The sequence below is a fragment of the Dyadobacter sp. CY343 genome (genome assembly GCF_021390335.1).
In the GTDB taxonomy this organism is placed as follows: domain Bacteria; phylum Bacteroidota; class Bacteroidia; order Cytophagales; family Spirosomataceae; genus Dyadobacter.
This window is the reverse complement of record NZ_JAJUXK010000004.1, coordinates 197,190-210,215: the sequence shown is the minus strand read 5'-3', so window position 1 is coordinate 210,215 and position 13,026 is coordinate 197,190. Positions and strand designations below refer to the sequence as shown.

The 13,026-nt window shown below is 46.0% G+C and carries 11 protein-coding genes; 2 read left to right on the top strand and 9 right to left on the bottom strand.

The genetic code is table 11. From position 1 onward, the window contains the following. Positions 1 to 53: 53 nt before the first annotated feature. The 3 genes from LZG94_RS12745 to LZG94_RS12735 all read right to left on the bottom strand — a co-directional run bounded on the left by LZG94_RS12745 (position 54) and on the right by LZG94_RS12735 (position 4,803). Positions 54 to 1,016, bottom strand: a complete 963-nt coding sequence (locus tag LZG94_RS12745) for a MoxR family ATPase (protein ID WP_233792268.1) — start codon at positions 1,014 to 1,016, stop codon at positions 54 to 56. A 53-nt stretch (positions 1,017 to 1,069) separates the two neighbouring features. Next, the gene (locus LZG94_RS12740) at positions 1,070 to 2,443 is read right to left on the bottom strand and encodes a peptidylprolyl isomerase (RefSeq protein ID WP_233792267.1); all 1,374 of its coding nucleotides are present in this window, start codon (positions 2,441 to 2,443) and stop codon (positions 1,070 to 1,072) included. Positions 2,444 to 2,514: 71 nt separating this feature from the next. Next, positions 2,515 to 4,803 carry a peptidylprolyl isomerase gene (locus LZG94_RS12735; RefSeq protein ID WP_233792266.1) on the bottom strand — a complete coding sequence of 763 codons (2,289 nt, stop codon included), beginning with the start codon at positions 4,801 to 4,803 and terminating at the stop codon, positions 2,515 to 2,517. 344 nt (positions 4,804 to 5,147) lie between these two features. Here LZG94_RS12735 and LZG94_RS12730 point away from each other — a divergent pair, with 344 nt between their 5' ends. Continuing rightward, a complete protein-coding gene (locus LZG94_RS12730) occupies positions 5,148 to 5,630 on the top strand; it encodes a hypothetical protein (RefSeq protein ID WP_233792265.1) in 483 nt (160 codons plus the stop codon). Positions 5,631 to 5,640: 10 nt separating this feature from the next. Here the strand turns inward: LZG94_RS12730 and LZG94_RS12725 are convergent, their stop codons facing one another. The 5 genes from LZG94_RS12725 to LZG94_RS12705 all read right to left on the bottom strand — a co-directional run bounded on the left by LZG94_RS12725 (position 5,641) and on the right by LZG94_RS12705 (position 11,032). Continuing rightward, on the bottom strand, positions 5,641 to 6,030 hold the full coding sequence (locus LZG94_RS12725; protein ID WP_233792264.1) for a VOC family protein: 390 nt from the start codon (positions 6,028 to 6,030) through the stop codon (positions 5,641 to 5,643). Positions 6,031 to 6,068: 38 nt separating this feature from the next. Further along, on the bottom strand, positions 6,069 to 7,265 hold the full coding sequence (locus LZG94_RS12720; RefSeq protein ID WP_409013271.1) for an acyltransferase family protein: 1,197 nt from the start codon (positions 7,263 to 7,265) through the stop codon (positions 6,069 to 6,071). A gap of 78 nt (positions 7,266 to 7,343) precedes the next feature. Continuing rightward, positions 7,344 to 9,062, bottom strand: coding sequence for a GMC family oxidoreductase (locus tag LZG94_RS12715; RefSeq protein ID WP_233792263.1), 1,719 nt, complete (start codon positions 9,060 to 9,062; stop codon positions 7,344 to 7,346). A 55-nt stretch (positions 9,063 to 9,117) separates the two neighbouring features. Further along, positions 9,118 to 9,741 (bottom strand): gluconate 2-dehydrogenase subunit 3 family protein, encoded by a 624-nt coding sequence (locus tag LZG94_RS12710; RefSeq protein WP_233792262.1) that lies wholly within the window; start codon positions 9,739 to 9,741, stop codon positions 9,118 to 9,120. Positions 9,742 to 9,976: 235 nt separating this feature from the next. Beyond that, positions 9,977 to 11,032, bottom strand: coding sequence for an acyl transferase (locus LZG94_RS12705; RefSeq protein WP_233793114.1), 1,056 nt, complete (start codon positions 11,030 to 11,032; stop codon positions 9,977 to 9,979). Between the two features lie 49 nt (positions 11,033 to 11,081). Between LZG94_RS12705 and LZG94_RS12700 the strand changes: the two genes are divergently transcribed. After that, positions 11,082 to 11,636: a hypothetical protein gene (locus LZG94_RS12700; RefSeq protein WP_215232346.1), complete on the top strand. Its 555-nt coding sequence runs from the start codon at positions 11,082 to 11,084 to the stop codon at positions 11,634 to 11,636. 32 nt (positions 11,637 to 11,668) lie between these two features. Here LZG94_RS12700 and LZG94_RS12695 read toward each other — a convergent pair whose 3' ends face one another. Beyond that, positions 11,669 to 12,952, bottom strand: a complete 1,284-nt coding sequence (locus tag LZG94_RS12695) for a PAS domain-containing sensor histidine kinase (RefSeq protein WP_233792261.1) — start codon at positions 12,950 to 12,952, stop codon at positions 11,669 to 11,671. Between the last annotated feature and the right edge of the window lie 74 nt (positions 12,953 to 13,026).

Here is a 13,026-nt window from a genome sequence, read left to right as displayed (position 1 = left end):
AAATTGTGCAAATCGTCGACCTGCACAATTTCATATATATCTATTTATTCTTTCTAAACCAGTCTTCCGATAATATCATCAACGGAAATTCCTTCCGCCTCCGCCTTGAAATTGCGGATAATGCGGTGGCGAAGTACTGGTAGTGCAACCGCTTTCACATCTTCGATATCCGGCGAGTATTTGCCCGAAAGCAATGCATTACACTTTGCCGCCAGGATCAGAGCCTGAGAAGCGCGAGGACCTGCGCCCCATTCCAGGTAATCATTTGTTTCTTTTACTGCCAATCCTGCTGCCGGCCGCGTTTTATGAACAAGCTTCACGGCATATTCAATCACATGGTCAGTCACCGGGACGCGGCGCACCAGGTGTTGGAAGTCCATTATTTCTTCCGAAGTGATCACTTTCTGAACCTGGTAACGGTTGTCGCTGGTCGTGTTTTTTACAATGCTAACTTCCTCTGCATAAGAAGGGTAGTCCAACTGGATCATAAACATAAACCGGTCGAGCTGGGCTTCTGGCAGGGGATAGGTACCTTCCTGTTCGATCGGGTTTTGGGTAGCCAAAACAAAAAACGGTCTGTCCAGATTGTGCTTCGCCCCGGCGATCGTTACAGAATATTCCTGCATTGCTTCCAATAGCGCCGATTGCGTTTTAGGGGGTGTCCGGTTAATCTCATCCGCCAGGATAATGTTCGCAAATACCGGCCCTTTGATGAATTTAAAATTCCTGTTCTGGTCGAGCGTTTCTGATCCCAAAATATCGGAAGGCATCAAATCGGGCGTAAACTGGATCCGGTTGAAGTTGAGGTCGAGCGAAGATGCGATTGTCTGGATCAGCAACGTTTTCGCCAACCCGGGTACACCGACCAAAAGACAGTGGCCCTGGCAAAAAATGGCGGTTAGTAACCGTTTCACCACCTCGTCCTGACCAATGATCACATTACCGATTTCCCTCCTGATCTTCTCGTAAGCTACTTTCATAGCTTCGGCAGCTTCTACGTCCGATGAATACTTCACAGTGTAATGGGTTAATTTTTTAAATACTCCTTCAATGCAATGGAAACAAGGCGCTAAATATCATTACCGGCCGCTGCTGAACCGAGCACCTGACAGTTTTTGTATTCAGGCTCAATGCTGATAAATACATCTCCCTGCGCCTTTTTAAACCATTCTTCCAATGCATTGTTACGCTTGTTGCTGAGTACGATCTGTGAGAGTTTCTCGTAGTCGTCACGCAAATTAGCTGTATGGGGCTCGGATTTGCTCTTGTACCAGATAATCCGCATTGCGCTGCTTCCATCTTCGGTACGGTAAGATACCGGCTGGCTCAATTCGCCTACTTTCATGGTATCAATGGCGAAATAAAGCGCAGGATCCATGGAAGCATCAAGGGTAAGTTTAGACAAACCTGTGTTTCTATCCTGGATCAAACCGCCAGATTCTGCCGTCATTTTATCGTCGGAATTGTCCAGAGCTGCCTTTGCAAATTTCAATGTGTCGATCTCGATCAGTTTTCTCAGACTGTCCAGTGAGCGGACCGCCTGCGACATATCAGTTCCTTTATTGTAATCAGGACGTAACAGAATGTGTCTCGCGTGATATTCGGCTCCACGCGTTTCGATCATCTTGATCAAGTGAAAACCATATTGCGATTCGATCGGGTCAGACATTTCGCCTGGTTTCAGTGCCAATGCGGCCCCCTCGAATTCTGGTACCATTGCGCCCCTTTTCGCAAATCCCAGGTCACCGCCATTTTTTGCTGAGCCAAGATCTTCTGAATAGATCTGAGATAATGTAGCAAAGTCTTCCCCCTTTTCGGCGCGTTGTTTCAGTTCCACGAGCTGCTGGCGCAATTTGTCTTTTTGTTCCCTGGTCACCGTTCCCAGTTTCACAATATGCCCGATTTCCACTTCTGAGGGAATATAAGGAAGACTGTCTTTGGGGATTGAGTTAAAAAATTTACGAACCTCATTCGGTGTGATTTTTACATTACCGGAGATCGTACGCTGCATTTTTTCGACCACTTTCTGGTCTTTAACCTGCTGCCGCAATTCTGCTTTGAGGTTATCAATGCTTTTTCCATAAGCTTCCACGATATTCTTTTCCGAACCAAAACGCTGGATCATATAACCCATTTTTGCGTCCAGTTCGCCGTCAACTTCTTTGTCTTCCACCAAAACTGAATCTATTTCCGCTTTGGCAAGAAGCATTTTGTTGATGATCAGAGATTCGAGCAACTGGCATTTTTCCGGCGCAGTTCGGCCTTCGGCCTTGTACTGGTTGTACATTTCTTCCAGTTCAGAATTCAAAATGTAGTGGTTATCGACCCTGGCGATAATTTTGTCAAGGCTTACTCCCTGCTGACCTTGTCCATTGCTTTTCAAACTGACAAACAGCGCCAGAACCATCATCAAGCCGACAGCAAACAATTTATTTATTTTCATATGATTAGTTATTCCAATTTTAAACACTTGCGGGTTTTCTGATTTTATTTTTAATAATGCTAAAATACATCTTAACGCTTAATTTTCTCTAATTCTTGTGCATTGACTTTCACAGGATATTGCTGCTGCAACCGGTTCACCCACTGTTTTTCGAGCTCCTTCTGGTAATCGTTGATCACACTGCCGCGCGCTTCCAGAAAAGTCTTCGGCCGGGCCGGTTCAATTTTCCGGATATTCACCCAAGTTGCCGCGCCGTTTTCTTCGCTAGTTTGTTCGCCAATATCCCATTTGGCTTTGGCCAGATACCGGTTATCGCGGTTAAAATAACCGTCTTCAATCAACACAGACGCGCCTGCATCAGAATTATACACCTTTTCAACATCCTTGATTGACTGACTGTAAAACTGAAATGCTACCCTTCGGTTACGCTCAGCCTCAGCCGCCTGCCGGAAAGAACCATAGTCCTTTTCTATAATACGCAGAATCGGGATGTTTTGTGTATTTAAATACTTCACAACATTTCTGATTCGTGCCGCAGAAGCCATTTCAGGCTCCTCGGTGGAGCGGTAGCCCGCAATTTCAACTACATAGTCGGGATTTTTCTGCATGATAAGAGCCAGGTCTTCCAGAGACGCGGTTTCGGCCGGACTGATAATGGTAGAGCCGGCTTCAAAAAGTATTTCCTTCGATTTTCTTTCTAACCGATAGGGAGCGACTGCCAGTATTTTTCTGATAGAGTTGACAGTCTGCGGGTCTTTGGCTGAGATTACAGTGGCAAGTGCGCGCTCAGGATAGTTGTAGCGGCCTTTGTTTTGTTCATAGAAACGCACCTGGCCGGTCGAGTCTGACAGCGATTTTTGCCAAACATTTTCCTCCATTACCTGCGACAAAAGCACGCCTTCTTTAATTTCCTTTAATAAGCTTCTAAACTCAGGATTGGTTTCTTCCAAATGTTCTCTTTCGTATTGAAAAAGGCATTCAGACAGATATTCATTGTAATATCTATTGAAAATCACCGCTGGAGATGAATCTTTCGGTCTCCGCTGCTGGCGCCTTTTTACAAAATCCAGAAAAGACAATGCGTCGTAAGATTGCTCCTCGATCTTGAACAAAGTGCTTGCTGACCAGTCTTTTGAAACCGCCCGCTGGTAATCCCATTTCCCGGTAATCAGGCTGCTATCCTGCAAGCCGGCCATTTCCTGATACTGATCAGCAAATTCCTGAACCGCATATTTGTTGCGTAATTGTTTCGCCCGTGCCGCTTCGATGATCTTCCCGCGCGAATCGGTTACTACTTTTTTACGCAAGGCAGGCGCCATTACAGCAAAGCTTTCTATCGGTCTTTTTTGGATCAGCTTGATAATATGCCAGCCGTAAATGGTTAAAACTGGCTTGGAGTAACTTTCAGGCTTGCTCAAAGCATAGGCAGCTTCCTCGATCTCAGGTACCATTTCACCAATACCGAACAGCGGCAAAAGGCCATTATTTTTCTTGGACTGTTTGTCATCAGAATAGTTGGCGACTACATCAGCCCAGCTTTCACCGTCTTGCAAAAGCTTGTAGGCTTCGTCGATTTTTGCTTTCGCAGCTTCTTTCTGGCCGGCAACGGCAAAGGTATCCTGTACCATAATATGCGCGATCTGGATCATTCCCCGATTGGCACGCCGGTCGGTTACCTTAATAAGGTGGTAACCGGTTTTTGTCCGCACGGGCTGGGAAACCCTGCCGACGGAAAGATTATAGGCGGCGTTTTCAATAGGGTACAGGGTCTGAAAAGCGGTGAAGTAACCCAGGTCTCCCTTGTTTTTCTTTGCAGTAGCATCTTTTGAAAAGCGGGAAGCGATATCTCCAAAATCGGAACCCTCTTCCAGGCGGCCTCGCAATGCGATTGCGGCGCGGTGCGCTTCCAGGGTATCAGCTGGCGCAGCGTCTTCGGATACGGCCACTAATATATGCGAAGCCCGCACTTCCTGCTTCAATCTGTTGTAAGCTTCGTTAGTAAATTTCTCTACTAAATCTTTGTCAACCAAGTGATTTTTAGCCAGTTGTTCCCGGTACGAAGCAATTTCCTCCCGGTAGTCAAGCGTAGTATCCCTGCCGTCCTGCTTCGCCTGCATCACCTTGATCTTTGCGTCCGTATATAGGTCGAGGTATTCTTTCGGTGTGAGTTCTTTGGAAGAATCGGAGGCGAATTTGTTTTTGTTATAAGAGTCCTGGTATTCGTCTATTGAAAATTTCTCGTTTCCTATTTCAAGCAGCGGCTGTTCCTCTGTGACAGCTTGCTTGGGCGGTGCGGATGTTTTACAGGATAAAGTCGTGAAAAGCGCAGTAATAATAATAAAGGAAGTTGCTCTAAGCATATTATTTAATTTCAAATGACAGCCCAAAAGATGCTGTTTTATTTAACCCCGATTGTATTCAAATATTGTTAAGCTGGCAAAGTTAGCCGCTTTCGGTACACGACAAAAATATCGCATCAGGTATGTGATTTGCGCTTTGCGGTTTCCCCAGCAGCTGTGATCGCTATGGCAAATTCGCCCCAGCTAACTATTTCGCGCCTTGTGTAGCTGTTCAGCTAAAATTTTAAATACCTCCTTTTTTGCATTTACGCTGGAATTGATGTTTTAATAAGAATATCACTTCTGATTTAGTAACCTCAGGCATACATTTTTTGCAAGAAGTGTCACGGTCAAAATCAGGGGTTATGGAAAATGTGAGAACTAACAACTTTGTGCCTATTATCAGGGCATTGTGGGTTGAACAGAAAAATCGGGAGCTACTTTATCTGGAAGCCCTTAAAAAGGATAGCATGGGATCTTTTCGCCGGCTGTTAAGCCAGGGGCACGTGAGCGCGGTGCTGTTTCAGAAAGAAATTCGCTCTATCTACGATTATTTCAAATGTTTCCTGACAGATAAAGAACTGAGCGAAACCAACCAGATCGCCTCACTAGCCAGTCTGCAATTACTTGAAAATGCAAAAGCCCCGTCGGAAGTTGCAGCATGCCTGAGAAAGTTAGAAGGTACCACATTACAGCATTACAAGGCACTTCGAACTTATATGGACAGGGAACTGGAAGCTTGCCGCATTCTGGACGAGCATTTGAACCGGATCGCCGAATTTTATGAAGTGCTTGGTAAATTGGAAGGGAATAGCAGAAAAACAATAGCTTACACCGCAGCGGCCTGATTCACGCTATTCACACTTCATAAAGTTCGATCGGAAGATCGTCCGGATCGGCAAAGAATGTAAATCGCTTTCCGGTAAATTCATCCACTCTGACCGGTTCAGGATAGATTTCCTTCGCGTTCAACGCAATAATAGCTTCTTCAATATCTGTTACTTCGAAGGCAATATGCCGCAACCCGCACGCTTCTGGCCTTGAAGTTCTTGCAGGCGGCGACGGGAAAGAAAATAACTCAATGCAATACTGACCATTTAGTGAAAGATCCAGTTTGTATGATTGCCGCTCGGCACGCAATACTTCCCTGTCAATATTAAAACCCAACACTTCTGTATAAAACGCTTTGGATTTCTGATAATCCGAACAAATGATCGCGATATGGTGAATCGCATTGAGCTTTAACATCCTGCCATTTTCAAAGTGAATTCTAAATGTAAGATCAATCAGATCTTAATGAAAATTTTCTTTTTGTACATCCAGTAAAGTATCCACCATTCAATCAACAGGATCACCCCGCCGCTTACCAGCGATTTCAATCCCTCACCAAAGATCAAATCATAGTTCGGACTGATATTAATCCGGAAAGACTGATCGATAAAACTGTCGATGGTATGTGCGAAAATATAGGCGGCGATGGAATTGGTCCCTATCACGATCAGAAAAAGGAAAAACCGCTTATTGTTTTTCACATCCACTACATAATAGAAAGCAGCAAGCAAGACAAAGCACCAGCCTCCGCTGAATAGTGTCCATGCCGGCGTCCATATTTTCTTTACAATAGGATTGATGCCGCTGATATTCAATACAATAGCGAGTATAAATAGAATGGCTGTCGTAATAGCGCAACGTTTGATCAGCCAGCCATAATTCGGCGCTGATTTGAGCCATTTTCCAGCAATCAGACCAAGCAGCATCGTGCCTAGGGTAGGGACAAAGCTCAAAGTTGCATACCCGCCGCCATTGAACAGAAACGGTTTGCTACGAGGGAACAGGTTCAAAAACCACCTGTCAAACGCCCACGCCAGATTCGTATTCTTGTTCCAGTGTGCTGCAAAACCTTTCAGATTATGCTCCCAGTCGGCGGTAGTGCCTGTTTGTGACCAGTCGAAGTAGGGGCCCGGGGTAGGGTAAAAGGCAAATGCGAGGAAATAGGCGAGCAGGATCAGTCCAAGCGCACTCCATTGAATTCGTTCATTTACAAATGCTAGTGCAAACAGAAAGGGATATCCCAATCCAATTTGTGTTAATGTATCTTCAAACGTAAAATTCGTCTGCGTGGAATGCATCGAGCGGAGGAAGATACCGAGTAAGATCAGGATCAGAGAACGCCTCAAGGTATGGAACCACATTACCCCGGTACTTTGGTTCTGGCTGGCCCGGCTGGCCATGGAATAGGGCATCGCAACACCGACCAAAAATGAAAATGAAGGTTGTATCAGATCGTGGAGTGAACATCCTACCCAGGGTACGTGGCTTTGGTGAAATGCCAGGAAAGACCAGAATGCACTGTCCGGAAAAGATTCGGATATCTGTTCCAGGCGAAGCACTTCGGCCATCATCAGAAACATTACAAAGCCGCGGTACGCATCGACGGAAGAAACCCGTTGTATCTGGGTTGGTGTAAAGTCTTTCAAATTCATGTGGGTTTAGGGTTGAAATATAAAGAAAAAACCCCGCTGGATTTACCTGGCGGGGTTTTTTAAATCGTATCTCAGTTCTTAAACATTCATCTTTTTCAGCTCTTTCACCGCGTGGTCGGCAGCTCTGGCCGTCATCGCCATGTAAGTAAGCGATGGGTTCACGCAGGAAGCAGAGGTCATGAACGCACCGTCGGTCACATACACGTTCTCAGCGCCCCAAACCTGGTTATGCTTGTTCAATACCGATGTTTTAGGATCGTTACCCATTCTCGCAGTACCCATTTCGTGGATACCGATTCCCGGGTGTTTTGATTCATCATTGTAAGGAACAACGTTTTTCAGGCCGGCGGCTTCCAGCATTTCCGCTGCGTCATTCATCATATCGACACGCATCTTTTTCTCATTATCACCATAAGCCGCATCAAAAACGACAACAGGAAGCCCCCATTTGTCTTTCTTGGTTGGGTGCAGTGTAAACCTGTTTTTTTCGTTCGGAATCATTTCACCGAATCCGCCAAGGTTCATGCTCCACGCGCCTGGCTCGGTAAGCTGCTTTTTAAAATCAGCTCCAAAACCGTCGGTACTCACACCGCGTCCCCAGCTTTCGCGGCTGGCTCCGCCCTGATATCCAAAACCTCTTACGTAATCTCTTTTATCAGTTCCCCAGTTGCGGTAACGAGGTATATAAATACCATTTGCACGGCGACCGAAGTAGTATTTGTCCTCAAATCCGTCCATATCCCCGCGTGCACCTACGGCCAGGTGATGGTCCATGATATTCCGGCCCAGCTGGTCACTTTCGTTACCCAGTCCGTTCGGGAAACGTTTCGATTTGGAGTTCATCAGGATTGAGGCAGAGGCGATTGCAGACGCATTCATGAATATGATCTTGGCAAAATACTCCTTGCTTTCAAGTGTATTCTGATCAATCACGCGCACTCCGGTTACCTTATTCAGTTTATCATCAAAAATAACTTCCGACACGATCGAATCGGTAATCATAGTCAGGTTTCCCGTTTTCTGAGCCGCAGGAAGTGTAGCAGACTGCGTGCTGAAATAGGCACCATAAGGACAGCCTCTCATACACATATTCCTGAACTGACAGGCAGCGCGGCCCAGTTCGGTATGGAAATTCTGCGGCTGGGTAAGGTGCGCGGCGCGTCCCATGATAATGTGGCGGCCTGCAAATTTTTTCTCAACCTCCCCTTTCACATGTTTTTCAACACAGTTCATTTGCATTGGCGGCAGGAAATTACCGTCGGGCAATACATCCAGTCCGTCCTTTGCTCCGCTGATACCTGCGAATTTTTCGACGTAATCGTACCAGGGCGCAATCTCTGCATAGCGGACTGGCCAGTCTACACCAATGCCTTCCTTTCCATTTGCTTCAAAGTCAGCAGGGTTGAGGCGGTAGCTCTGGCGTCCCCACAACAGCGAGCGGCCTCCTACGTGGTAGGCGCGGATCCAGTCAAACTTCCTCGTTTCTTCGTAAGGATTTTCTTTGTCATTCTCGAAAAGATACCGGTGCTCTTCATTGGCCGTGTAGCCAGTGCGCATTCCTGCCCAGTATTCTTCTTTGGCCACCGTTGTAACCCGGCCTCTGTGTTCGAGCTCCCAGGGAGCAAGGGTAGCAGTTTTGTAATCGGTAATGTGTTTGATATCACGGCCTCTTTCCAGCATCAGGACTTTCAATCCCTTTTCTGTCAGCTCCTTAGCTGCCCAGCCACCGCTGATACCCGAACCAACTACGATGGCGTCGTAAGTGGCTTGTTTTGTTGCTTTTAAATTCAGATTCATAGTGAATAATATCGATTTTATGAAGTAAGGCGGCTGCCCCGATTCGTCTAAATTTTTACATTGCCCAGGCTTTCTGGCCTGGTTTATAGTCAATGCAACCGTCATATCTGCCAGGTACCGGCACATATTCCAATGCCTGCGTTGCCCCAACTTCCGAAGTGAAATAGCCTAGTAAGGTCAGTTCCTTCATTAATCTGAAAAACGGTACACCTGCATCGCTATATTCCTTACCGGCTTCGGTATACTTTTTCTTGTCCTCTTCGGCTCTGGCTTTCTTCTCCGTATCGGCTTTTGCAATCTCGTCTTTCGCCGATTTTTCCATTTCTTTCAAAATAGTAGTTCTGTCGGCAGCGGAGGATTTCATAAAATCCTTCTTTTCCAAAGCGTCAAGTCCTTTGGTAAAACTATCCTGATCTTTTTCTGAATAGCATTCATTCAGCATTTTCTCGATGAACTCACCCACTTTCGCATCCTTTGCACCGGGTGTGTCAGTTTTAGGAATGATCATTTCTGCAACTTCTGAGACCAATGCCTTGCGATCAGTGGAAAAGGAGAAACCGGTAGCGGTAGAAGTGTCGGTAGCCGATTTGCAACTTTCCAGGAAAGCCAGGATCGTAGGGGCGGAAAGTGTTCCACCCATCAGGAGCGCTACTCGGCCAAGGGCATCACGTCTTTTCATTTGGTATATATTATAATATTAGTTAACAATCCAAAATGTAATAATACATTCGATTAATGCAATTTTTAAACAATCAAGCTAAATTATGAAATATTCTAAACCGAACTTGTTAGAACAATTCTATATAAGAAAACTGACAGGTAGCAGTCTGAGATCCAGTCAGCTATGACTAATTAAAATGGCATTAAAGTTGCAGTACGAATAATTGCAGTCGGAATAATGGAGGTAAAACGCATCACAGGACCATTAAATTGCAGCCGCGAATATCAGAATTATCAAATCTTCCCATCACATAAAAGCTACCCTCAGCCTCGCCAAAGCGGCCCAGATCCTGCGTTTCGATGAAAGAACAGCTGTCCAGGTTCGCCAGGTCGATCACATTGATCCCGCCCGTTTTCGATACGCTGATATTATGGTCATAAACCGATAGCGGATCGTTAATATCACGCAACAAGATCCGCATGGTGCGGCCCGCCGTAAAGAGTCCTGAGCCGCTGGAATATCCCTGGGAAAGTAACTCCGTCATTCCATATTCGGAGTGAATTTGCGGCACACCGAAAGCCGACGTTAATATATCGTGCACTTCTTCCCGCAGCATTTCGCGCCTGCGCCCTTTCATACCGCCAGTGTCCATCACGATGAGGTCGTTTTTTTGCTTCAAAAATCGAAGATCACCCTCGTTTTCAGCAAGGTCCAGCAATGCGAAGGTAACGCCCATTAACAGTACTTGCTTACCGTCGGGCTTTGCGATGAGACTGCGCAGGTTTTTCAGCATTTCCGCTGTGTTATTCAAATAAAATCCTGAAAAAGGGGAGCCGCTGGCCTTAATAAAATGTTGCAGCATATACACGAGCGAAGAGTTGTTTCGTTCAAGGTATGATGGCAAGAGGGCGAGAATATGGAAGTTATTAAGGTCTCCGTATTTTCCCCTGAAAATCTGTTCTGAGATCGTTTCGTAAAGCTCAGGATCGTACAGATCGTGGCGGCTCGTTTGCTGACCAGTTGTCCCGCTGCTTTCAAAAGTAGTTTCTACCTTAGAAACAGCCCCGGTTTTGATCCTGTGCGTTTTGAAAAATTGAATAGGCAGAAATGGGATTTCAGTCAGTTTTTTGACAGTCCCCGGATTGATTTGCAGGTGGCCGATAAACTGTTTGTAAATGGGATTATGGTCGGCTTGATAGCGGAAGATTTGCAGCGCCAGTTTCTCGAAATCAGAGGGTTCAAATGTCAGAATCTGGTCCCTGAGGCGCTGTCTAAGTTCGGTAACCGCTATATTGTTTTGAAGTTCCAATACTGTTACTTTCGTAGGATATAAATACAAAGTTAAAAATTGAAGTGATATGAAGCTGAAAGTTTCCCTCTTCCTCTTATTTGCGGTTTCAATGGCAGGATGTGTCGATATCCCCAATTTCGACGAAACGCCAAGAATTTACTATAACGGAATAGATCAATATACCGAATCTGACACGATTTCAGGTAAGCTGCAACGGACAGAAGTGGTGACGATCACAGTCGATTTTGAAGATGGCGACGGAGATCTGGGCGCGTCTTCGGAAGATGTTCAGAAACCTGAGTTTACTTCTGCATACAAGAATGTGCCAGGCTGGGGGATGCCTGCCAATTACGAATTGGTGACTATGATCATGAATAAGGATAGCAGCTGGTCGGAGACGGTGATGGAGGGAGATAGTTTTAAATTCTTTCCTATGCTTAAACCAGACGGAAAAGCGGGGCCGATCAAAGGTAAGCTAGATCTGAAAATTCCTTTCCGTTACCTCGATAATGCAGTTTTAACGAAAGTGAAATTCAAAGTGCGCATTATCGACCGCGCATTCCACATCAGTAACCAGCTTAACCCGCCTACCGACGAAGTTACAGTTCCGGTTTACAGATAAATCCATTCGAAAACCAATACAAAACGCCGGCATCACTCTACGATGCTGGCGTTTAATATGATACGGAAAGTGGTTCCTTTGCCTATCTCCGAGTTTTTCACGAAAAGCTTGCCCGAGTGGTAATTTTCGATGATCCTTTTCGCCAATGTAAGCCCTAGTCCCCAGCCCCTCTTTTTAGTACTGAATCCGGGATTGAAGATCTTGTTCATATTGGCTTTCGTCATTCCTTTGCCGGTATCGGCAATATCGATCCACATCTCATTGTTGTTCGGCGGCGCCTGTAGTGTGACATTAATTTCGCCGATCCCGCCCATTGCATCTACCGCATTCTTACATATATTCTCTATCACCCATTCAAACAGGTTTTTGTTTAAAAGCGCAGTCTGCTCGTCGGCGAGCTGATTGTACACCGTAAACTTCACTTTGGACGAAACCCTTTTTTCAAGATAACTGACAAAATTATTCAGGATCTCCGCGACTGGCTCGGCTTTCAATGTGGGAATAGAGCCGATGTTGGAAAAGCGGGTAGTGATCATTTCAAGGCGGATCACGTCCTTCTCGATCTCCTCGGCAATAGAGGGATCAATGTTAGGATCGCTTCTGAAATATTCCACCCACGCCATCAGCGACGACAGTGGTGTGCCTAGCTGGTGCGCAGTTTCCTTCGCCAAACCCACCCAGACCCGGTTTTGCTCCGCCTTCCTGGCCGAACTGAATGCGAGATAGGCGAGGTAGCCGATCAATAGCATCACCGAAAGTTGCAGGAAAGGGTAGTAGCGTAACTGGGTGAGCAAAAACGAGTTACTGTAATAAATGTATCCTGTGCGTCCCTTGCCCAGCTCCACCGGAATAGGCGGGTGTTCGAGCTTCATAACCGCGAGCTTCTCCTGGATCATGCGTTCTTTTTCCTGTGCACTGATCGTCGCCGGGAAATCGATATTCATAGTCCGGTCGGGGGAAGTCAGGTTATTTTCATCCACATAAATGGCCGGAATCTGGTAAAAGTTGACCGCGTCCTGGATTACCTGATACACTACATTGAAGTTTTCATCCAGCGGACTATTCACCACGTACCGCAGCCCTTCCGCGTAAAGTTGTACCTCGCGCTCCTCCCTTTGTTCCAGTTCTTCTACTAATATATTGGTATAAAAAAGAGAACTGATACTGAGCAGGAGCAGAATAATCCCGATCAGATACTTATAAGCACTCTTCTGATCGTAGGTGTCCATCAGCGAGCGGCGCAGGCGCTGGCTGTTTAATATAGCTGCCGGATGCAGACGAAATCGCGGTTTTTGCTTGGGAGTTTGACTGATCATTCAGTTGCCGTGGCACGAGCTGCCGGAATTTTATGTTGTAGTACAAATAACGCAAAATAATTAAGCTTAGTGGA